This is a genomic window from Flagellimonas sp., assembly GCF_965215805.1.
In the GTDB taxonomy this organism is placed as follows: domain Bacteria; phylum Bacteroidota; class Bacteroidia; order Flavobacteriales; family Flavobacteriaceae; genus Flagellimonas.
Genome location: NZ_OZ244124.1, coordinates 2,630,909 through 2,652,500, shown reverse-complemented (window position 1 = coordinate 2,652,500; position 21,592 = coordinate 2,630,909). Strand labels below are relative to the sequence as shown.

The 21,592-nt window shown below is 41.9% G+C and carries 22 protein-coding genes, 2 tRNA genes and 1 rRNA gene (1 of these 25 only partly in view); 14 read left to right on the top strand and 11 right to left on the bottom strand.

What is annotated here, in order from left to right; genetic code table 11:
• The 3 genes from ACOOE0_RS11765 to ACOOE0_RS11755 form a co-directional block, all read right to left on the bottom strand.
• A tRNA-Ala gene (locus ACOOE0_RS11765) sits at positions 1 to 72 on the bottom strand; it reaches 2 nt to the left of the window's first position.
• 188 nt (positions 73 to 260) lie between these two features.
• Positions 261 to 334, bottom strand: a tRNA-Ile gene (locus ACOOE0_RS11760).
• Between the two features lie 105 nt (positions 335 to 439).
• Positions 440 to 1,965, bottom strand: a 16S ribosomal RNA gene (locus ACOOE0_RS11755).
• 436 nt (positions 1,966 to 2,401) lie between these two features.
• On the opposite strand from ACOOE0_RS11755, the gene thrS reads away from it, so the two are divergent.
• From thrS to ACOOE0_RS11730, 5 genes are all read left to right on the top strand, one after another.
• Complete coding sequence (gene thrS, locus ACOOE0_RS11750) at positions 2,402 to 4,342, top strand: threonine--tRNA ligase (protein ID WP_420399105.1); 1,941 nt, start codon at positions 2,402 to 2,404, stop codon at positions 4,340 to 4,342.
• Between the two features lie 90 nt (positions 4,343 to 4,432).
• Positions 4,433 to 4,927, top strand: a complete 495-nt coding sequence (infC, locus tag ACOOE0_RS11745) for a translation initiation factor IF-3 (protein ID WP_420402216.1) — start codon at positions 4,433 to 4,435, stop codon at positions 4,925 to 4,927.
• 49 nt (positions 4,928 to 4,976) lie between these two features.
• Positions 4,977 to 5,174, top strand: coding sequence for a 50S ribosomal protein L35 (gene rpmI / locus ACOOE0_RS11740; RefSeq protein ID WP_046744547.1), 198 nt, complete (start codon positions 4,977 to 4,979; stop codon positions 5,172 to 5,174).
• Between the two features lie 148 nt (positions 5,175 to 5,322).
• Positions 5,323 to 5,667 carry a 50S ribosomal protein L20 gene (rplT, locus tag ACOOE0_RS11735; RefSeq protein WP_420399104.1) on the top strand — a complete coding sequence of 115 codons (345 nt, stop codon included), beginning with the start codon at positions 5,323 to 5,325 and terminating at the stop codon, positions 5,665 to 5,667.
• Positions 5,668 to 5,736: 69 nt separating this feature from the next.
• Entirely contained in the window at positions 5,737 to 6,420 is a 684-nt protein-coding gene (locus tag ACOOE0_RS11730; protein ID WP_420399103.1) for an SGNH/GDSL hydrolase family protein, read from the top strand.
• Here the strand turns inward: ACOOE0_RS11730 and ACOOE0_RS11725 are convergent.
• The gene (locus tag ACOOE0_RS11725) at positions 6,401 to 6,823 is read right to left on the bottom strand and encodes a secondary thiamine-phosphate synthase enzyme YjbQ (RefSeq protein ID WP_420399102.1); all 423 of its coding nucleotides are present in this window, start codon (positions 6,821 to 6,823) and stop codon (positions 6,401 to 6,403) included. The two genes, ACOOE0_RS11730 and ACOOE0_RS11725, sit on opposite strands and share 20 nt — an antisense overlap.
• Before the next feature lie 74 nt (positions 6,824 to 6,897).
• Here ACOOE0_RS11725 and ACOOE0_RS11720 point away from each other — a divergent pair, with 74 nt between their 5' ends.
• The 4 genes from ACOOE0_RS11720 to ACOOE0_RS11705 all read left to right on the top strand — a co-directional run bounded on the left by ACOOE0_RS11720 (position 6,898) and on the right by ACOOE0_RS11705 (position 10,023).
• Positions 6,898 to 7,689, top strand: a complete 792-nt coding sequence (locus ACOOE0_RS11720; protein ID WP_420399101.1) for an HAD family hydrolase — start codon at positions 6,898 to 6,900, stop codon at positions 7,687 to 7,689.
• Entirely contained in the window at positions 7,686 to 8,189 is a 504-nt protein-coding gene (locus ACOOE0_RS11715; RefSeq protein WP_420399100.1) for a cupin domain-containing protein, read from the top strand. The genes ACOOE0_RS11720 and ACOOE0_RS11715 overlap by 4 nt, the downstream gene beginning before the upstream one ends.
• 198 nt (positions 8,190 to 8,387) lie before the next feature.
• Positions 8,388 to 9,299 carry an NAD-dependent epimerase/dehydratase family protein gene (locus ACOOE0_RS11710; protein WP_420399099.1) on the top strand — a complete coding sequence of 304 codons (912 nt, stop codon included), beginning with the start codon at positions 8,388 to 8,390 and terminating at the stop codon, positions 9,297 to 9,299.
• Positions 9,289 to 10,023, top strand: a complete 735-nt coding sequence (locus ACOOE0_RS11705; RefSeq protein ID WP_420399098.1) for a DUF4760 domain-containing protein — start codon at positions 9,289 to 9,291, stop codon at positions 10,021 to 10,023. Before ACOOE0_RS11710 ends, ACOOE0_RS11705 begins: the two co-directional genes overlap by 11 nt.
• A 1-nt stretch (position 10,024) precedes the next feature.
• On the opposite strand, the gene ACOOE0_RS11700 is transcribed toward ACOOE0_RS11705, so the two are convergent.
• The 5 genes from ACOOE0_RS11700 to tgt all read right to left on the bottom strand — a co-directional run bounded on the left by ACOOE0_RS11700 (position 10,025) and on the right by tgt (position 16,298).
• The gene (locus tag ACOOE0_RS11700) at positions 10,025 to 11,329 is read right to left on the bottom strand and encodes an asparagine synthetase B (protein ID WP_420399097.1); all 1,305 of its coding nucleotides are present in this window, start codon (positions 11,327 to 11,329) and stop codon (positions 10,025 to 10,027) included.
• Positions 11,313 to 12,857, bottom strand: coding sequence for a replicative DNA helicase (gene dnaB / locus ACOOE0_RS11695; RefSeq protein ID WP_420399096.1), 1,545 nt, complete (start codon positions 12,855 to 12,857; stop codon positions 11,313 to 11,315). Before dnaB ends, ACOOE0_RS11700 begins: the two co-directional genes overlap by 17 nt.
• Positions 12,858 to 13,024: 167 nt before the next feature.
• The gene (locus tag ACOOE0_RS11690) at positions 13,025 to 13,978 is read right to left on the bottom strand and encodes an acetyl-CoA carboxylase carboxyltransferase subunit alpha (RefSeq protein ID WP_420399095.1); all 954 of its coding nucleotides are present in this window, start codon (positions 13,976 to 13,978) and stop codon (positions 13,025 to 13,027) included.
• 107 nt (positions 13,979 to 14,085) lie between these two features.
• Positions 14,086 to 15,168: an LptF/LptG family permease gene (locus ACOOE0_RS11685; RefSeq protein ID WP_420399094.1), complete on the bottom strand. Its 1,083-nt coding sequence runs from the start codon at positions 15,166 to 15,168 to the stop codon at positions 14,086 to 14,088.
• Positions 15,168 to 16,298, bottom strand: a complete 1,131-nt coding sequence (tgt, locus tag ACOOE0_RS11680) for a tRNA guanosine(34) transglycosylase Tgt (protein ID WP_420399093.1) — start codon at positions 16,296 to 16,298, stop codon at positions 15,168 to 15,170. Before tgt ends, ACOOE0_RS11685 begins: the two co-directional genes overlap by 1 nt.
• 156 nt (positions 16,299 to 16,454) lie before the next feature.
• Here tgt and ACOOE0_RS11675 point away from each other — a divergent pair, with 156 nt between their 5' ends.
• From ACOOE0_RS11675 to ACOOE0_RS11665, 3 genes are read left to right on the top strand one after another with little or no spacing between them, the layout of a single operon-like run.
• Positions 16,455 to 17,300, top strand: coding sequence for a transketolase (locus tag ACOOE0_RS11675; protein ID WP_420399092.1), 846 nt, complete (start codon positions 16,455 to 16,457; stop codon positions 17,298 to 17,300).
• A gap of 16 nt (positions 17,301 to 17,316) precedes the next feature.
• Positions 17,317 to 18,270 carry a transketolase family protein gene (locus ACOOE0_RS11670; protein ID WP_420399091.1) on the top strand — a complete coding sequence of 318 codons (954 nt, stop codon included), beginning with the start codon at positions 17,317 to 17,319 and terminating at the stop codon, positions 18,268 to 18,270.
• 53 nt (positions 18,271 to 18,323) lie between these two features.
• Positions 18,324 to 18,935 (top strand): outer membrane beta-barrel protein, encoded by a 612-nt coding sequence (locus tag ACOOE0_RS11665; protein ID WP_420399090.1) that lies wholly within the window; start codon positions 18,324 to 18,326, stop codon positions 18,933 to 18,935.
• A gap of 50 nt (positions 18,936 to 18,985) precedes the next feature.
• Here the strand turns inward: ACOOE0_RS11665 and ACOOE0_RS11660 are convergent, their stop codons facing one another.
• Complete coding sequence (locus tag ACOOE0_RS11660) at positions 18,986 to 19,984, bottom strand: FKBP-type peptidyl-prolyl cis-trans isomerase (RefSeq protein ID WP_420399089.1); 999 nt, start codon at positions 19,982 to 19,984, stop codon at positions 18,986 to 18,988.
• A gap of 78 nt (positions 19,985 to 20,062) precedes the next feature.
• On the opposite strand from ACOOE0_RS11660, the gene ACOOE0_RS11655 reads away from it, so the two are divergent.
• Together ACOOE0_RS11655 and ACOOE0_RS11650 are read left to right on the top strand one after the other, a co-directional pair.
• The gene (locus ACOOE0_RS11655) at positions 20,063 to 20,434 is read left to right on the top strand and encodes an RNA-binding S4 domain-containing protein (protein ID WP_420399088.1); all 372 of its coding nucleotides are present in this window, start codon (positions 20,063 to 20,065) and stop codon (positions 20,432 to 20,434) included.
• A gap of 36 nt (positions 20,435 to 20,470) precedes the next feature.
• Positions 20,471 to 20,968, top strand: coding sequence for a phosphoribosyltransferase family protein (locus tag ACOOE0_RS11650; protein ID WP_420399087.1), 498 nt, complete (start codon positions 20,471 to 20,473; stop codon positions 20,966 to 20,968).
• On the opposite strand, the gene ACOOE0_RS11645 is transcribed toward ACOOE0_RS11650, so the two are convergent.
• Complete coding sequence (locus ACOOE0_RS11645; RefSeq protein ID WP_420399086.1) at positions 20,960 to 21,475, bottom strand: shikimate kinase; 516 nt, start codon at positions 21,473 to 21,475, stop codon at positions 20,960 to 20,962. The genes ACOOE0_RS11650 and ACOOE0_RS11645 overlap by 9 nt on opposite strands.
• Positions 21,476 to 21,592: the final 117 nt, after the last annotated feature.

Genomic DNA, 21,592 nt, shown 5'->3' with positions numbered 1-21,592 from the left:
GAGAATACCGGAGTCGAACCGGTGACCTCCTGCGTGCAAGGCAGGCGCTCTAGCCAGCTGAGCTAATTCCCCATATACTAGTCGTTAGTACATAGTAGTTAGTAGTTAGTCCATAACTACCGCCCAACTTCCAGAATTTCCTATTCAATACTCAATGAACTTCGTACTTCCGGCTTACGCCTTCGTACCTTCAGTAGTCTCAGGCAGACTTGCTTCGACTGCGCTCAGCACAGGCTCCTCGTCCCTCTTCGACAACTTTGTAGTCTCAGGCAGACTCGAACTGCCGACCTCTACATTATCAGTGTAGCGCTCTAACCAGCTGAGCTATGAGACTGTTTGGCCTAAATCCGCCAGTATGATGGCATATCGCAAGACAGCTTAAAGAAAAACAAGGAAAACACCCGATGCCGGACCTGGACCTCCGGTCGTCTTTCTCTAGAAAGGAGGTGTTCCAGCCGCACCTTCCGGTACGGCTACCTTGTTACGACTTAGCCCTAGTTACCGATTTTGCCCTAGGCCGCTCCTCTCGGTGACGGACTTCAGGCACTCCCGGCTTCCATGGCTTGACGGGCGGTGTGTACAAGGCCCGGGAACGTATTCACCGGATCATGGCTGATATCCGATTACTAGCGATTCCAGCTTCACGGGGTCGAGTTGCAGACCCCGATCCGAACTGTGACCGGCTTTGTAGATCCGCGCCCCCTTACGGGGTGGCTTCCCTCTGTACCGGCCATTGTAGCACGTGTGTGGCCCAGGACGTAAGGGCCGTGATGATTTGACGTCGTCCCCACCTTCCTCACGGTTTGCACCGGCAGTCCCGTTAGAGTCCCCGACTTGAATCGCTGGCAACTAACGGTAGGGGTTGCGCTCGTTATAGGACTTAACCTGACACCTCACGGCACGAGCTGACGACAACCATGCAGCACCTTGTAACGAGTCCGAAGAAAAGCCTATCTCTAAGCCTGTCCCGTTACATTTAAGCCCTGGTAAGGTTCCTCGCGTATCATCGAATTAAACCACATGCTCCACCGCTTGTGCGGGCCCCCGTCAATTCCTTTGAGTTTCATTCTTGCGAACGTACTCCCCAGGTGGGATACTTATCACTTTCGCTTGGCCGCCGAGTCCGAAGACCCGACAGCTAGTATCCATCGTTTACGGCGTGGACTACCGGGGTATCTAATCCCGTTCGCTACCCACGCTTTCGTCCATCAGCGTCAGTACGTTGTTGGTTACCTGCCTTCGCGATCGGTGTTCTATGTGATATCTATGCATTTCACCGCTACACCACATGTTCCGGCAACCCCACAACGACTCAAGACCGCCAGTATCAAAGGCAGTTCTACGGTTGAGCCGCAGACTTTCACCCCTGACTTAACGGCCCGCCTACGGACCCTTTAAACCCAATGATTCCGGATAACGCTCGGACCCTCCGTATTACCGCGGCTGCTGGCACGGAGTTAGCCGGTCCTTATTCTCATGGTACCGTCAGCTATCTACACGTAGATAGGTTTCTTCCCATGTAAAAGCAGTTTACAACCCATAGGGCAGTCATCCTGCACGCGGCATGGCTGGATCAGTCTTCCGACCATTGTCCAATATTCCTCACTGCTGCCTCCCGTAGGAGTCTGGTCCGTGTCTCAGTACCAGTGTGGGGGATCCCCCTCTCAGGGCCCCTAACCATCGTTGCCTTGGTAAGCCGTTACCTCACCAACAAGCTAATGGTACGCATGGCCATCCCTGTCCGATAAATCTTTAATCAAAGTATCATGCGATACCTCGATACCATGGGGCATTAATCCAAATTTCTCTGGGCTATTCCCCTGACAGGGGCAGGTTCCATACGCGTTCCGCACCCGTGCGCCGGTCGTCAGCAAAAAAGCAAGCTTCTTCCTGTTACCCCTCGACTTGCATGTGTTAGGCCTGCCGCTAGCGTTCATCCTGAGCCAGGATCAAACTCTTCATTGTAAAAAGTTAAATAATGTAAACTCCCAAACAATCCAAGTAACTGACATCAAAATGGTTCCTCGTTATTCTTTAATTACGCTGTCTTTACAATATGTCCAATGAACTTCAAAAATCAAGGGCAAAAAAACAGGCCCGAAGACCCTTTCCAAAACCCTGAAAACAACCTAGCCTTATCAGCTAAGCGGGTGCAAATATAGAGAGGTTTATTTTATCCCACCAAACAATTTTCAAAAAAAAATCAAAAAAAATACAAGATGTTGATAACTAGATATTTACAATTAAAAAATCAACCTGAACTCTTCAATTCCATAAGCTGTTCGAAAATCACTATTGGTAAAGAACTGAAAGCAAGCTTTCTACCATTCCTTTGTATACGCTATTGTAAGCATCATATCAAGATAGTATCTTTGCGCACCATCCAAAACAAGGATAACAAATGATAGAGATTACATTGCCCGATGGCGCAGTAAAAAAAGTTCCCCAAGGAACTACTCCAATGGAAGTTGCAAAAAGTATAAGCGAGGGCCTTGCCCGGAACGTTATTTCAGCAAAATTTAACGATACGGTGGTAGAAACCGTGACCCCTCTTACCCAGGATGGTACACTTACCTTATATACATGGAACAATGACGAGGGGAAGAAAGCCTTTTGGCATTCCTCATCGCACGTGTTGGCCCAGGCCTTGGAAGAACTTTACCCAGGTATCAAGCTCACCATTGGTCCTGCCATTGAAAATGGATTCTATTATGATGTGGATTTTGGTGAACATACCATTTCCGAAAAAGATTTTCCTACCATAGAAAAGATGGCCTTGGAAATTGCCAGGGGAAAACACGACTATAAAATGCGAAGTGTTTCCAAAGCTGACGCCCTTTCCTATTATAAAGGACAAAACAATGAGTATAAACTTGAGCTCATTGAAAACCTGGAGGATGGAACCATATCTTTCTGTGACCATAGCACATTTACAGACCTATGTCGTGGGGGGCATATCCCCAATACAGGCATCATCAAAGCCATTAAGATATTGAGCGTTGCCGGAGCTTATTGGAGAGGTGATGAGAACAATAAACAATTGACAAGGGTTTACGGAATCTCTTTTCCAAAACAAAAAGAACTCACCGAGTATCTGCAACTATTGGAGGAGGCCAAAAAACGTGACCACAGAAAACTTGGTAAAGAATTGGGACTGTTCACCTTTTCCCAAAAAGTGGGACAGGGACTCCCCCTATGGTTACCCAAGGGAGCAGCATTACGTGAACGTTTGGAACAATTTCTAAAGAAGGCACAAAAGAAAGCTGGGTACGAAATGGTGGTAACCCCGCATATAGGTCAAAAAGAACTATATGTAACTTCTGGGCATTATGCCAAATATGGAGAAGACAGTTTTCAACCCATTAATACCCCAAAGGAAGACGAAGAGTTCTTGCTGAAACCTATGAACTGTCCGCATCATTGTGAAATCTATAATAGTAGCCCTTTTAGCTATAAGGACTTACCTATACGTTATGCAGAATTTGGGACGGTTTATAGATATGAACAGAGTGGTGAACTCCATGGCTTGACACGCGTACGTGGATTTACCCAAGATGATGCCCATATTTTCTGTACACCGGACCAATTGAATGATGAGTTCAAAAATGTGATTGACCTTTCGCTATATGTACTGAATTCCCTTGGGTTTGAAAATTTCACAGCCCAAGTTTCGGTTAGGGATTTGGATAAGCCAGAAAAGTACATTGGTGAGCCAGAAAATTGGGAAAAAGCGGAGCAAGCCATCATCAATGCCGCAGAAGAAAAAGGATTGAATTTTGTCATCGAGGCTGGGGAAGCAGCTTTTTATGGACCAAAATTGGATTTTATGGTAAAAGATGCCCTTGGAAGACAATGGCAATTGGGAACCATACAAGTGGATTATAATCTACCTGAGCGATTTGAGCTTACCTATAAAGGAAGTGACAATGAGTTGCATAGGCCCATAATGATCCATAGAGCTCCCTTTGGAAGCATGGAACGTTTTGTTGCCTTACTCTTGGAACACACTGGCGGAAACTTCCCATTGTGGCTCATTCCTGACCAGGCTATCGTATTGCCCGTCAGTGAGAAACACGAAAAATATGCGGAAAAAGTTTTGAATTCGTTGGAAAATCACGAAATTCGCGCGCTCATTGATAATAGGAACGAGACGGTAGGGAAGAAAATCCGTGAGGCCGAGCTGAAGAAAATCCCATATATGCTCATCGTTGGTGAGCAAGAAGAAGGGTCCGAAACCATATCGGTTAGAAGACACGGGGGAGAAGATTTTGGAAGTATCAGCATCAATGAATTTTCCGACTTGGTAGCTACTGAAATAAATAGTACCTTAAAGTCGTTCTAGAAATTTTAGTTTAATTAAAAAGTATACGTCATAGCAATACGAAGAAGATTTAGACCCCAACCAAGGAGGGAAAATAAAAACCCTCATAATATCAATGACAAAATCACGGCCCCTGAGGTTAGACTTGTTGGGGATAATGTAGAAGTAGGAGTATATCCTATTTCCAAAGCAATGGCCAAGGCCAATGAATTGGAGCTTGATTTGGTGGAGATTTCTCCCAAAGCAAACCCTCCGGTTTGTAAAATTATAGATTACAAAAAGTTCCTTTACGAACAGAAGAAAAGGGAAAAGGCCATGAAGGCCAAGGCCACTAAAGTTGTTGTGAAGGAGATTAGGTTTGGACCCCAAACGGACGATCATGACTACGCCTTTAAAAAGCGGCATGCAGAAAAGTTCTTGAAAGATGGTGCCAAATTGAAGGCCTATGTCTTTTTTAAGGGACGGTCCATTGTTTACAAGGATCAAGGCGAGATTTTATTATTACGATTGGCACAGGAGCTGGAAGAGCTTGGAAAGGTAGAACAGATGCCAAAGTTGGAGGGGAAGCGAATGACCATGTTCATTGCACCCAAGACCAAAAAATAGGAAGCGGGATACCGAAGCTTATTCGGTATAATTTTATAAAGAGGAGAAAATGCCTAAAATGAAAACAAAATCCAGTGCCAAAAAGCGATTTAAGCTTACCGGAACTGGTAAAATCAAAAGAAAGCACGCTTTTAAGAGTCATATTTTGACTAAGAAATCGAAAAAGCGTAAGCTTAAGTTGACACACTCTACTTTGGTACACGAGTCCGATGTCAACAGTATTAAAGAACAATTGCGTTTAAAATAATTGTTCAATCCGGTACATTAATTATTAACCATGGAGTTGGGCCTATACAAGTGTTAAGTTTTCAGTAATAAGTTTTAAGTGATAAATTTTCAACTCAACATTTAAAACTTAAAATTCTTGACCGCCTGCTACAAAAAAATGAAACATTATGCCAAGATCAGTAAATTCAGTTGCTTCCAGAGCTAGAAGAAAAAAAGTGATGAAGCAAGCCAAAGGTTACTTTGGAAGACGTAAAAACGTTTGGACAGTAGCCAAAAATGCGGTAGAAAAAGCAATGCTATATGCTTACCGCGATAGAAGAAACAAAAAACGTAATTTCCGCGCACTTTGGATTACCCGTATCAACGCTGGAGCTAGAATGCACGGAATGTCTTACTCTCAATTTATGGGGAAAGTTAAATCCAAAGGTATAGAATTGAACAGAAAAGTTCTTGCCGATTTGGCCATGAACCACCCTGATGCCTTTAAAGCCATCGTTGAAAGAGTAAAATAAGAGTTAATATAAACTTACCCCGCTTATCAAGAACCCACTCATTTGAGTGGGTTTTTGTATTTTATATGAATGTTATACATCCGCAATCGTATTCTTGGGTTTTTTATCCTTCTTGCTCTAGGTTATTCCTTTTGTTGTACTGCACAAAACGATAGTATCTCCTTTTTGGCACTTGGGGACAGCTACACCGAAGGCACTTCAGAATTAAGGATCAATAGCTGGCCTTTTCAACTGAGTGCCCAACTTAGGAAAAAGAAAATCCCCTTAAAAGACCCGAAAGTAATTGCCCGAGTAGGTTGGACTACTTCAGACTTATTGGAGGCCATAGCTTCCGAAAATCCAAAACCCAACTATGATTTGGTCTCTCTGTGCATAGGGGTCAACAATCAGTTTAGGGGACAATCCTTTGAAAAATTTCAGCAAGAGTTCTCTATACTATTGGAGAAAAGCATCAGTCTGGCCCAAGGGAATCCCAAAAATGTGATTGTGCTGTCCATTCCTGATTACAGTGTTACTCCTTATGCAAGATTTAAAGACACTTCTCGAATTGCAAAGGAACTCGAAGCCTACAACAGTTATATTAAAAAAGAGGCCGCAACTAAGAAAGTCTCGTTTATTGAAATCACGAAAATTTCCAGAAATGCAAGGGTCAATCCCTATCTGCTGACCCAGGATAGTCTTCATCCATCCAAGAAAATGTACAAAGCATGGGTAAAGAAAATCAGTAAGGAATTTAAATTCCAAAAGCCGTAAGAACCAACCTTCTTCCAGAGGCGCGATCCCGATGCTCACAAAGATAAATTCCCTGCCAAATACCTAAGTTGAGTTTTCCATTAGTTATAGGTATCTGAACAGAAGCTCCCAATAGGGAAGCTTTCAAATGCGCTGGCATGTCGTCCGGGCCTTCGTAAGTGTGTATGTAATAAGGTGCATTTTCAGGAACCATTTGATTAAAATGGCTCTCAAAGTCCAAACGAACGGTAGGGTCGGCATTCTCATTAATGGTCAAACTTGCCGAAGTATGTTTGATAAAGACCTGCAGCTGCCCTGATTCTATATTCTTAATTTCCGGTAAGGCATCCAACACCCGCTCTGTTATTAGGTGAAATCCCCTACGGTAGGATTTAAGTTTTATTTCTGATTGATAAACTTTCATATGGTAGCGAAAATAATATAAACTTTACTTCATTCTGTCCACATCCTATACCTTTGCAGCTTAAATTGATATCAATGGATTTTTCCCAAATTAAAATGGTGGTCACGGACATGGATGGCACCTTGTTAAATTCCAAGCATCAGGTAAGTCCCCGATTTTTTGAAATTTTTGCGGCTCTTCAACAAAAAAACATCCAGTTTGTAGCTGCAAGCGGTAGGCAATATCACAGTATCGTGGACAAGCTAAATCCCATCAAAGAGGATATCCTGGTTATTGCAGAAAATGGGGCCTTGGTCAAGGAGAAGGAGCATGAGCTTCTGGTTACCCCCATACAACAACACCTTAAGGACGAGCTTTTGGAGATTATTGAGGAAATTGAAGGAGCACATGCTATGCTTTGCGGGAAATACAACGCTTATTTTGATGAGAAATCCGCTTCTTTTCTTGGAGACTTAAAAGAGTACTACTCCAACTATGAAATCCATAAAAACTTAAGGGATGTGACGGATCAAATCATTAAGATAGCTGTTTACCATAACCAAAATGCGGAAGCCCATATATATCCAGCTTTAAAGGATTTGGAGCACCTGCTCAAGGTAAAGGTCTCTGGTTTATATTGGGTAGATTTAAACCACTCCAATGCACATAAGGGATTTGCCCTGGACAAGCTAATGAAAGACCACGGACTTGCATCGCATGAGGTGATGGTTTTTGGGGATTACAACAACGATCTAGAGATGTTGGAATTATCCGATTACAGTTTTGCCATGGCCAACGCACATCCAAACGTGAAAAAGGTGGCCAAATACGAAACCGCTAGTAATGATGATTATGGGGTAGAACGGATTTTGGAGCAATTGGTATGAAGCAGGTAGAACAATTGATCAAAAAATTTGACCTAATCCCCCATCCCGAAGGTGGTTATTTTAAAGAAATCTATAGGAGTCAAGGAGTAGTCTTTCCTGAGTCATTACCAAAAGAATATCAAGGTTCTAGAAACTATGCCACCTCCATTTATTTTTTATTGACTTCGGATACCTTTTCTGCCTTCCATAAAATCAAACAGGATGAAATTTGGCATTTTTACTCTGGTTCTCCTTTGATGCTTTATGTGATATCTGAAGAAGGAGAACTCTCCGAGCACTGTATTGGAAATGATTTTGGGAAAGGTCAAATTCCCCAATTTGTGGTTCCAGGTAATCATTGGTTTGCAGCTAAAACCATAAATCCCGATGATTATTCCTTTGTGGGTTGCACGGTTTCACCAGGTTTTGATTTTAAGGATTTTGTCCTACCAGAAAGAAAGGAACTCTTGGACAAATTTCCGCAGCACAGTATACTTATACACTCTTTAACTCGTAACTAAAAAAGTAATCCGGCTTCCGACGCGCTGTCCTTTTGCAAGACTTAACTTTTGTATACGGTTAATATGACTCCTTTTCTAGTATAATATTTGCTCCCCTTGCCAGGTGTTTCCTCTCCATATATGATACAATCCTTTGATTTTTAAATGTATATTTAAAACTTCGCTTTTATTCTGAAATTTATTTCCAATCCACGCTATATGAATTGCTTTGTTACTGGAGGACTAGGTTTTTTGGGCTCTCACATTTCAATGGAACTGGCACGACAAGGGCATAATGTTACTATTTATGACATTGAACCAGAAATTCCTAAACACCTCAGTTTTTGTCGAGTAATAAATGGTGACGTTCGCAACTATAATGGACTGGTAAAAGGTTTGGAAGGTATGGACATGGTATTTCATTTTTCAGGTCTTTTAGGGACCTCCGAATTATTTGAAAACCCACATGAAGCCATAGATACAAATATAAAAGGTGCATTAAACGTGATTCTTGCATGTCGAGAGATAGGGATTAAGAAAGTCTTATTTCCCACCAAGCCAAATGAATGGCATAACGTTTATTCAGTCACCTCACAAGCAGTGGAAAAACTAGGTTTAAGCTATAATGAGTTTGAAAATTTTGACATCAGAATATTGAAATTCTGGAATATTTATGGTCCATTTCAAAAAGCATCTCCTGTGCGAAAGGCTATCCCAACATTTATTTTGCAAGCATTGAACAACAAACCAGTTGAAATATTCGGCTCTGGTCTTCAACCAGTCGAGTTAATTTATGTAGACGATTTTTCAAAAATTGTCACTGATTTTATAAATGAAGAGAGGATATTTCCAAATGAAATCGTCGAACTAGTTTCACACATTCAAATGACCGTTAACGAAGTTGCTAAGCTTATTGTCGATTTAACGAGATCAAGGTCAGAAATTGTACACTTGGACATGCGAGACGGTGAAATGCAAGCTTCCAAATTCGCCCGTTGTCGTTCCCAAATCAAAACTCTTGAATCACACCATAAAACAAACTTGGCAGAAGGTATGTCTAAGACTATATCGTTTTACAAGGAAATACCAGAATTTGAAAGGGAAATAATTCTAAGAACTTATGGAAGATAAAATTTGGTTTTTGGTCAATCTATTCAAGATGGTGAAAGTTGCCATTTTGGTTTTTCTCATTATTATGTTCGTCACTTTTGTGGTAGCAGGTATATTAAGCTATCCTGATTTAAGTGAAACTACTTTGAAACATTTTTTTGACAGTTCGCAATGGGTAGAAATCTTTATAGGGACTCTTACTTTAGCCATCACTACGTTAGGTATATACTCAATTGTTCAAATCAAAGAACAAACCAAAATTTCAAAGCATGAGATAGAATCAAAAGTTTATAGACCTTTAATTTCGGATAGGTTTCAATCAATAAAGCGCTTTATACATTCAAACGAAGTTCAATTGGAGTTTAAAAAGTTAAATGTTAAAATAAGAGCGTTGGAAATTAAAATGACAAAATCTGAATTAACTGAATCAGAAAAGCAAAATTGCTTTAAGCAAGAACTTAACGCTCTTCGTGAAAAAATATACTACTTAGGCTATAATTTCAATTTTCCACTTTTAGATAAAAAGCCTTCATTAGATCATATTGAATCATTACTTAACGAATACAATTATATTTCTTTATTACTTAATCAAGGCGTAATAAACCCAAGATTTGGCACAGATTTAAGCATCAAAAACTTTACTACCATTTACTTAAAAACAAAACCATTCATAGAATTACGAAAGCGTATTTCCAAAAATTATGCTTCTCATTTTATAAAGTTTGTTGAAACCGAGAAAAAGTAGATTAAGTTTTCTGCTTTTTCTTCCGGGCGGCGGGAAATAAAACGTTGTTCAAAATCAGCCTATAGCCCGGGGAGGTAGGATGTAGTTCCAGCTCCGTTTTGGGATCCCCTACCCTATGCTGATAGTCTTCCGGGTCGTGACCGCCATAAAAGGTAAAGAATCCTTTCCCTTTAATTCCATGAATGTATCGCGCTTCTCCGTTGAGTTTGCTTTCACCGAGAACCATAACCGTGGGTTTCACCTGATTCCGTGTAAAAGAGGTAGTCTGTCCCATAAAACCTTTCACCAAAGTGGTGTGGTTTTGGGTCAACATAGTAGGCACTGGATCCCATTTGGCGGAAAACTCCATCAAAGAAAAATAATCTGATTCTTTGGGGATGTCCCGCCGCTTGTTGGTCATATCAATAGATGAAAACTCGTAACGAAGCGGGTTACGTTCCAAGATAAAATTAGTAAAGGCAAAAGTATTTCCGAAGTTCAATTTCCCTTGATAATTGGCGTCGGATGGATCCCCGTCAAACATAGGCTCACAAATGTCAACGCTCTCTGCAGCCAGGGCAATATCGAAACTATCCGTAGCAGAGCACATGGCAAACATAAATCCACCACCGATCACATAGTTTCTTATTTTAAGTGAAACAGCTCTTTTTGCTTCCGAGACTTTATTGAACCCCAATTTTTGGGCCAATTCCTCTGCCTCTTTTTTTCCTTCTATATACCAAGGCGCCGCACGGTAGGCTCCATAGAACTTTCCGAACTGGCCCGTAAAATCTTCATGATGCAGGTGCAGCCAATCGTACAAAACCAGTTTGTTGTCCAAAACTTCCTCATCGTAAACTGTTACATAAGGAATTTCGGCATAGGTCAAAACCATGGTCACCGCATCGTCCCAAGGCTGGTTTCCTTTAGGAGAGTAGACCGCGATTTTGGGTGCTTTCTCCAAAATAACGGCTTCTTGGTTTTGGGACGGACTACTAATTCCATCTAGTATGGACTCTGCTTGTGCATCCGATAAAACTTCAAAGGATACACCTCTAATCTGGCATTCCTTTCGAATAACCTCCCCATCTGGTAACAGGAATGAACCCCCTCTATAATTGAGTAACCACCGCACTTTTTGCTGTTTGGTCAACACCCAATAGGTAATGCCATAGGCTTTTAAATGATTCTCCTGGCTCTCAGCATCCATGGGAATAAGGATAACGGAAGCAACTGCGTTGAGATAAAAGAAAAAAGAAAAAAGAAAAAAGACCCCTCTCGGCCGTGGTCGAAATGACAAAGTTGGAATTTTAAAAAGGTACGTCATTATCCGGATCATCGTCACTGTTCATTGCACTGCCAAAAGCCTCATCTGTACTGGGCAGATTGGGTGTTGCAAAGGGATTCTCTTCATCCGCATTCATCTTCGACTGAAATTCAAATGGGGAATCAAAGTCATCCAAGTTATCAAATTTACCGAGGGCTCCAATGAACTTTAACCTAATATTATCCAATCCACCATTTCTGTGCTTGGCCACAATGAATTCGGCCTGGCCTTGGGTAGGGGTACGTTCCTCGTCATCCCACTCATCAATTTTATAGTACTCAGGCCTATAGATAAAGGAAACAATATCTGCATCCTGCTCAATGGCTCCCGATTCCCTCAAATCCGACAGAATAGGTCTTTTACTACCACCACGGGTCTCCACGGCTCGGGAAAGCTGGGATAGGGCAATAACCGGCACATCCAATTCTTTGGCCAACGCCTTTAAATTTCTTGAGATAGTGGATATTTCCTGTTCCCTATTTCCACCTTTTTGGCTTCCTCCAGCGGTCATCAACTGTAGGTAATCTATAATGATCAACCTTATTTTATGCTGCGAAGCCAATCGTCTGGCTTTTGCCCGTAAATCAAAAATAGAGAGCGATGGGGTATCATCAATAAATAGTGGGGCTTTCTCCAATGCTTTTACTTTAACGTTCAGTTGCTCCCACTCGTGTTTTTCTAATCGACCCGTTCTCAGTTTTTCTGAAGACAGTCCGGTTTCCGAAGAAATCAAACGGGTAATTAACTGCACCGACGACATTTCCAAAGAGAAAAAGGCCACTGGAATTTCCGAGTTAACCGCAATATTTCTAGCCATGGAAAGCGTTAGTGCCGTTTTACCCATACCAGGTCTTGCGGCCACAATAACCAAGTCCGAAGGTTGCCAACCCGAAGTCAGTTTGTCCAGTTTGTCAAATCCAGAAGGAATACCACTCAACCCCTCCTTATTGGAAATCTCCTCGATTTTCTTTTTAGCCTGAATCACCAAATTTTGGGCCGTCTCGGCGGAGCGTTTCAAGTTGCCTTGGGTTACCTCATATAATTTGGCTTCAGCGTTGTCCAAAAGGTCAAAAACGTCTGTGGAATCGCTATAGGCGTCCTCAATGATTTCGTTGGAAATTTTTATCAAACTTCTCTGAATGTACTTTTGAAGTATAATTCGGGCATGAAACTCAATATGGGCCGAAGAAGCCACTTTTTGGGTCAGTTTTATGAGGTAAAAGTCCCCTCCCACTGCTTCCAAGTGCCCGTCCTTCTTCAATTGGGACGAAACGGTTAATAAATCCACAGGCTCGGACGATTCGAACAATTTGAAGATGGCTTCGTATATGAATCTATGGGCGTCCTTATAGAAGACTTCTGGATGTAAGATATCTATTACCTCATCCACACCTTTTTTGTCAATCATCATAGCTCCAAGCACAACTTCCTCTAAATCAACAGCTTGCGGCGGAATTTTTCCACGCTCTAAGTTGATAATGGTCGACTTTTCGATTTTATGGCCGATAATTGGGCTGGGCTTGTCCATAGCTACGAAAGTAGTTATTTAACCTTTAGTTAACTTTAAATTCTCCCACTGGGATGTCCACAGGTCATTAACAAAGTTAATGTTGATAACTTGGAAAAAATGTTAATAACCGTAAAATGTTTGAAGAAAAAATCTGAAAAATTTAAGCAGTCGCCAGAAACTCTAGGCTAGCCGTTAAATACACCCATGGAAGCATATTTTTCCATCCGTGCTTTTACCAATTCTTTTGGTGATAACTTTTTGAGTTCCTCAAATTGCGCCGAAATTTTGTTTTTTACCGTTTCAAAAGTCTTGTCCCGATTGGCATGTGCACCACCCAGTGGTTCTTTGACAATTTCGTCCACCAGCTTCTGTTTTTTCATATCGGTAGCCGTAAGCTTAAGTGCATCGGCAGCCTGCTCTTTGAATTCCCAACTACGCCATAGAATGGATGAACACGATTCAGGTGAAATAACTGAATACCAGGTGTTTTCCAGCATCAGTACTTTGTCTCCCACACCTATTCCCAGCGCTCCACCAGAAGCTCCTTCACCGATAATCACCACAATAATGGGAACCTTCAAACGGGTCATTTCCAAAATATTTCTGGCAATGGCCTCTCCTTGTCCCCTTTCTTCGGCCTCAATTCCTGGATAGGCTCCGGGGGTATCTATAAAACAGACCACTGGAATGCCAAATTTCTCTGCTGACTTCATCAGGCGTAATGCCTTTCTGTAGCCTTCTGGATTGGCCATCCCAAAATTTCGGTATTGTCTTGTCTTGGTATTGTATCCCTTTTGCTGACCAATAAACATATAGCTCTGATCTCCAATCTTGCCCAGTCCACCGATCATGGCCTTGTCATCTTTAACAGTCCTATCCCCGTGCAATTCCAAAAATGTATCCCCGCATATAGCGTTGACGTAATCCATGGTATAGGGTCTGTTGGGGTGTCTTGAAAGTTGCACCCTTTGCCAAGCCGTCAAGTTTTTGTAGATATCCTTTCGGGTCTCTTCCAGCTTTTTTTCAATCTGCTGACAGGTCTCGCTCACATCAACATCGCTCTCTTCCCCAATGATCATACATTTTTGAAGTTGTTCTTCAAGTTCCTTAATGGGAAGTTCAAAATCTAGATACTCCATGAAAAGTTGGTTTCAACAAAATATTGGGGTCAAATATATAACATTCTGGGGATACCCCTACCCCTACTTTTTGCGATTTCTTTCTTAAAAATGGAGAAGGAAATGGCTTACCTCTTGGCCTTCATCAACATATAGACCGCAAAGGCACCAAACAACAGATTGGGAATCAATACGGCCAATAGTGGCGAAAATCCAGATTGTTCCGCAAGGGTTCCAAAAACCTTGTCAAAAAAGATATAGACAAAGGCCACCCCAATACCAAAAGCAAGATTGAGTCCCATCCCTCCTCGTCTTTTTACCGAGGAAACAGCCACAGCAATAATGGTAAGAATAAATGCGGCTATGGGTAAGGCCCAACGTTTATACTTCACCAAAACATAAGCGTTGATGTTGGAAGCTCCTTTGCTCTTTTGGTCATTTATGAACTCGTTCAGCTCAAATAAATTCTTTGTTTCCGCAACATAGGAAACCGGGGTAAGGTCTTCTATCTTAAAAGTAAAAAGTGTATCCAGCCTTCGTTGGGTTTCCATCACCTCTATCCCGTCTCTCAACTTGCGTTTGACATAATTGGTCAACCTGTAAATACTATCTTTCTCCACCCATCTAATATTGGATGCAGAGATTTTATAATCCAATTTTTTGCTGGCATCAAAGTGTTCAAAGGTAAAGTTGTAGCCCACCTTTCGGCTAGGCTCAAATCGGCTTACATATATATAATCGGTTTCATTGAGCTGATTGAAAATGTTGGATGTTTCCTGAACCTTTCTTCCTTTTTTAAAATACTCGTACTCAAATTCATTAAAACCGATACTGGCATTGGGAACAATGAACATCCCCATCATAAAAATGAGAATGGCCACCAGGGTCGCCCCAATAAAATAAGGACGCAAAAACCGCCAATAGGAAACCCCCGAGCTTAAAATGGCCACAATCTCCGTATTACTTGCCAATTTGGAGGTAAAGAAAATGATGGACAGAAAAAGAAATATGGGTAACAACAAATTACCAATGACCAGGGTAAAATTCCCATAGTACACGATGACTTCGCTTAAGGGAGCCTCATTGTCAATGATTTTGCCCACTTTTTCGGCCAGGTTGGCCATGATGCCTATTGGAATAAACAATAACAGCATCCCCAAGAAGGTTACCAGATAACGTTTCAGTATGTACCTATCCAGTATAGTGAGCATTACAATCTTTTATCCATTTGTTGCACCATTTTGGTTTTCCATTCCTGAAAATCCCCCACTAAAATACGTTCTCTGGCCGTTCGCACCAACCACAGATAAAATCCAAGGTTGTGAATGGTGGCAATTTGTTTGCCCAAATATTCATTGGCTGCGAACAAATGCCTTAAGTATGCTTTGGAATACTCGGTGTCAACAAAAGTTATTCCCATTTCGTCAATGGGAGAAAAGTCCGCTTCCCATTTTTTGTTTTTTATATTGATAGTACCATGGGCCGTGAATAGCATTCCATTCCTGGCGTTTCTTGTAGGCATTACACAATCAAACATATCCACTCCCAATGCAATGTTCTCCAAAATATTGATTGGCGTCCCAACTCCCATAAGATATCGGGGCTTGTCTTCAGGTAGAATATCGCAGACCAACTCCGCCATTTCGTACATCTCCTCAGCTGGCTCCCCTACAGAAAGTCCGCCAATGGCATTCCCTTCAGCTCCAACAGAAGCAATATATTCTGCGGATTGCTTCCTTAAATCCTTAAAGGTGGATCCCTGAACAATGGGAAAAAAGCTTTGGGAATATCCATATTTAAAGGGCAATCTATCCAAGTGCGCAATACAGCGGTCCAACCATCTATGGGTCAAATGCATAGATCGTTTGGCATAATTGTAGTCACATGGATATGGCGTACACTCGTCAAAGGCCATGATAATATCAGCTCCTATAGTGCGCTGTATTTCCATCACATTTTCTGGAGTGAACGTATGTAGGGAGCCATCAATATGTGATTTGAATTTAACCCCTTCCTCCTTGATTTTTCTGTTATTGGACAGGGAATACACTTGATACCCCCCACTATCTGTCAAGATGTTCCTGTCCCACCCCATAAACTTGTGAAGGCCACCCGCTTGTTCCAAAATCCCTGTTTTAGGACGGAGGTACAAGTGATAGGTGTTTCCCAATATAATATCCGGGTTGATGTCATTGACCAGTTCCCGCTGGTGCACTCCTTTAACGGAGGCCACAGTACCCACGGGCATGAATATTGGGGTTTGGATGGTTCCGTGATCCGTCTTTAGTTCTCCGGCACGGGCCTTGCTTTGTCCATCCTTCTTAAGTAGGGTAAAATCCAAAAGTCACAATTAAGACCGCAAATATAGCTATCTCAGCTCCAGAAAGCCTTAACAAAAAAATAAAGTTTTGCTCCGCAAACCGTTTCGTAAAATAATGCCCAAGTGCTTGTATAACAAAGTGAATGCCGTTACTTTTGAAGGCTTAAAATCAATACAATGCCAAACACACAAGAATTACAGGATTTAGTGACCCAGGTGCGGAGGGATATTCTGCGTATGGTCCATAAGGTAAATTCCGGACATCCAGGGGGATCTTTGGGCTGTACCGAGTTTTTTGTTGCGCTCTACAATGAAGTGATGGAACTTAAGGATGGTTTTGATATGGATGGAATTGGTGAAGACCTTTTCTTCCTTTCCAATGGTCATATCTCACCGGTATTTTATAGTGTTCTGGCAAGAAAGGGATATTTCCCAATTGATGAATTAAACACCTTTAGACTGATTGATTCCCGGCTTCAGGGACACCCAACCACCCATGAGGGACTTCCAGGGGTACGTATCGCTTCCGGTTCTTTGGGACAAGGAATGTCGGTAGCCATTGGAGCGGCCCAAGCCAAAAAATTGAATGGCGATTCCCATTTGGTTTATAGCCTACATGGTGATGGAGAGCTTCAGGAAGGCCAGAATTGGGAAGCCATCATGTATGCTGCGGGGAATAAAGTGGACAACCTGATTGCTACTGTGGATAGAAACGGGCAGCAGATTGATGGTGGCACCGAAGATGTTTTACCCTTGGGAGATGTGGCCGAAAAGTTTCGTGTTTTTGGTTGGGATGTTTTGGAAATCGAAAATGGGAATGATTTGGATCAGGTCATTGCCGGATTGAAGGAGGCCAAGAACAAAACTGGAAAAGGGAGGCCGGTTTGTGTGGTAATGACCACTGAAATGGGTAATGGTGTCGATTTTATGATGCATACCCACGCATGGCATGGAAAAGCTCCAAGTGACGAACAATTGGAAACGGCCCTAGCGCAAAATCCAGAAACTTTAGGTGATTACTAATTCTTAAGACAAAGACATGACTAAATATACAGATCAAGGAAAGCAAGATACCCGAAGTGGATTTGGAGCTGGAATGACCGAATTGGGTAGAACCAATCCTAATGTTGTTGCACTTTGTGCAGATTTGGTAGGCTCATTAAAAATCCAAACGTTTATAGACGAAAATCCAGAGCGATTTTTCCAAGTAGGTATTGCGGAGGCAAATATGATGGGAATAGCTGCTGGTTTGACCATTGGTGGAAAAATCCCATTTACGGGGACTTTTGCCAACTTCTCAACAGGTAGGGTTTATGACCAAATTCGCCAGTCCATTGCCTACTCTGACAAGAACGTGAAAATCTGTGCTTCCCATGCCGGTATTACCTTGGGAGAGGACGGTGCCACACACCAAATATTGGAAGATATCGGGTTGATGAAAATGCTTCCGGGCATGACCGTTATCAACCCCTGCGATTTTAACCAAACCAAGGCTGCTACGCTTGCCATTGCAGAGCACCATGGTCCTGTTTACCTTCGATTTGGAAGACCCAAAGTGGCGAACTTTACTCCAGTAAATCAAAAGTTTGAAATAGGAAAAGCCCTTATGCTCAATGAAGGCACCGATGTGACCATTATTGCTACGGGTCACTTGGTTTGGCAAGCTTTAATTGCTGCTGAAAATTTGGAGAACCAAGGTATTTCTGCCGAAGTAATCAATATACATACCATTAAGCCACTTGACGATGCGGCTATTTTAGCTTCCGTGAAGAAAACCGGATGTGTGGTTACCGCTGAAGAACACAATTATTTAGGAGGCCTAGGGGAAAGTGTTTCCCGTGTTCTGGCAACACATCATCCTACACCTCAGGAGTTTGTTGCTACCCAAGATACTTTTGGCGAAAGTGGAACACCAGACCAATTAATGGATAAATATGGCTTAAACAATAAAGCCATTGAGGCTGCCGTTTTAAAAGTGTTGAAACGAAAATAGTTTTCGGTATCATCTTTGATACATTTTCAACCAATTAAAAAACGAAGCACATTATGAAAAAAACACTTTTCATTGCAGTGTTTGCCTTGATGGGTATCACTGCATTTGGCCAAAGCGGTTCTGGCTTTGGTATTAAAGCAGGTTTAAGTTATAACAAGAATGGTGACCTAGTGGGAACCATTGGTGATGCCGCCCAAAACATTACGGAGGGCGCTGAAGGCAAAACCGGATACCATTTTGGTTTTTGGGGAAAATTGGATTTTCCAAAACTCTATTTGAGACCTGAGGTTGTCTATACCAGAACCAAAAGTACCTATAGCGTCAATGGGGATTCCAACGATTATGATGTTTCCAAAATTGACGTTCCCGTTTTATTGGGCTATAAATTGGTGGGGCCCTTGCATGTTTTTGCAGGTCCGGCCTTTCAGTATACCCTGAGCAATGATTTGGGAGATTTGGAAATTGAGGACGTTGAAAATGATTTTACCGTTGGTCTCAATGCCGGTTTGGGAGTTAATCTGGGAAAACTTGGATTGGACGTCCGATACGAAAGAGGCTTCTCTGAAAATGAAGCCCAATTAATTGGCGATAACATAGCCGACATTTCTGGGCGGGTAGATTCTAGACCTTCGCAGGTGATTTTTTCCGCATCGCTTAAGCTGTAGGAAACAAATAACGTAATAAAAAAAGGCCTCGAAATTCGAGGCCTTTTTTGTTAGTTCACATCTGGGTCCAAATAATTGGGTGTCCCATCATTATTATCATCCGGATAAGGGAAAATGATGTTCCCATTTTCATCCGATATTTCGTCTCTTGTAGTTGTACCATCACCGTCATCATCCGCATCCTGGAAATTGGCAAAGGAAACTGTTGCAGGTTCGCTATCCGCATCTGTATTGTCGTCATAAAGATAGCCATTGCCGTTAACATCCTCATCTATGGAAGGTATACCGTCCCCATCATGATCAGTTTGGTTCAGCGTAAATAAATCAATAGTAAACATGAGCGGGCTATACTGTGGTATACCCCCACTGACCCGATTGAAATTACCCAAACCTGAAGGAAAAATAATCAGGCCAACCCCGTAATCCTCAACAGTGACTGTTCCGTCTCCATTATCACTGATGTTATCCCCAATGATAAAGTTTGGGATACCTTCAGCGAATCCTCTAAAACCCTGGGTCAAATCCTGAAGTCGGGCCAAATCAAACCAAATGGCATTGTTTAAGGCACTATCAAAGGAAGTACCATCCAACAGTTTACCCTCATATCTCACAAAAACCGAGTCGGCTACAGATGGGAAGCACTCTGGGCAGTCCACACGCTCTTGATCAAGCTCCTCAAAAGAATGCCTTGCAGAGAGATAGTAGTATTTATGTGGAATGTCATCCTCCCCTTGATCCAATAAGAACTCGAAATCAGAAATATTGACGGTCGCCTCCCTGACAAAATCAATCATCGGGGTTTTATCCGCATTGACACCCGCGATGGTATCAATTTTTATTCTAAAGTTAAAATTGGCCGAAGGGGAAGCAAAATCCTCGTAATTATAAAAATGAGTCTGCAAAAACTCTCGGATTTCCGTATCATTCTCTGCTGATACTTCTGCCAGCAGACGGGGTGGGACGATCTCAACATCTGGCCCTCCATCATCATTGCTACAGGAAGAAAACAAAACAAGAGTAAACAAAAAAACTAAAAATCCGTGCTTCATCAAGTACATTATTTAGCTGCGCAAGATACAATTTTCCACTATTTTTGTTACTGGCATTAACAAAGATTTGCAGAGTTTATGCGCATTGATAAATATCTCTGGTGTACTAGATACTATAAAACCCGAAACGTTGCTGCAAATGCTGTTAAAAAAGGGCAGGTCAAAATCAATGGTGATGTGGTAAAGCCTTCAAGGGAAGTATACCCCATGGATGAAATAAGGGTGCGCAAGAACCAAATAGATTATCAGTTTACAGTATTGGATATCCCAGAAAGCCGAGTAGGTGCCAAATTGGTGGATATCTACCGAAAGGACACCACCCCAAAAGAGGCCTTTGCCAACGATGAACTATTGAAATTTGCCAAGGACCACTATAGAAAAAAAGGAACAGGTAGGCCAACCAAAAAAGACCGTAGGGACATTGATGGGTATTTGGACGATTCTGAATGATCTGTTTTTTATCTTTGAACGTACAAAACCCACTCCATGGTGAACCGAATCCTTTCCCACGACCAAATTCAGCATAAGATTAAGCGAATAGCTTACCAAATTTATGAGGCCAATGTAAACGAAAAGGAAATCATTGTAGCTGGTATTGTTGGCGGAGGTCTTAATCTGGCCAAGAAAATTGCAAACGTCCTTAAAAAGATCACGGATGCGGAAATTGTGCTTTGTCAACTTGAAATGGACAAAAAGAACCCGTTAAAAAGTGGTGTAAACACCTCAATTCCGGAAGAAGCTTACCAAAATAAATCCATTGTAGTGGTGGATGATGTGTTGAACTCCGGAACCACCTTGATTTACGGGGTACATCATTTTCTAAAGACACCTATTAAGCAGCTTAAAACCGCAGTCTTGGTCAATAGGAACCATAAAAAGTATCCAGTTAAGGCCGATTATAAGGGCATTTCACTTTCAACCTCCTTGAATGAACATATTAAGGTAGAGTTTCAAGGCAAAAACGATACCGTGTATCTAGAGTAGCTCCTGTTTTATTTCCTCCACCAATGTTGCAACGGATTTATCATGACAATCCAAAACATAAGTGGATTGGGCGTAGAACTGCCTGCGTTCAAAAAGGTGTTTTCCCACAAATTCAGCTAGTTCGTCATCAGAGAGTCCGCTAACCAAAGGTCTTTCCTCCTTTTCCTTGGCAATACGCTCCACCAAAGAAGAAACAGGTAATTGCAGGTATATGGAATGGTCAGCATGGTTTAGAATGGTATCCATGTTGGTGCCGTAGCAAGGAGTGCCCCCTCCAGTGGATAAAACTATGGCTTCATTTTCTGCTAACACCTTGAGCAGCATTTTGTGTTCCAGCTTTCTAAAGAAAATCTCTCCTTTTTCCCTAAAAATCTCTGTGATCGTCATTTGCTGTTGTTCCTCAATATAGTGATCAAGGTCTATAAATTCCAGACCCATTTCCGCGGCAAGTGGCTTGCCTACAGATGACTTTCCACTTGCCATATAACCCACCAAAACTACTTTCATACTTCAGAAATAATTGCGAATTCAAAAAAACGAAAATTTATCATTAAATCAACTTGTAAAATAGATTATTGATATTATATTTGCACCCGCTTAGCGCAACACTTTTGTCGCAATTTT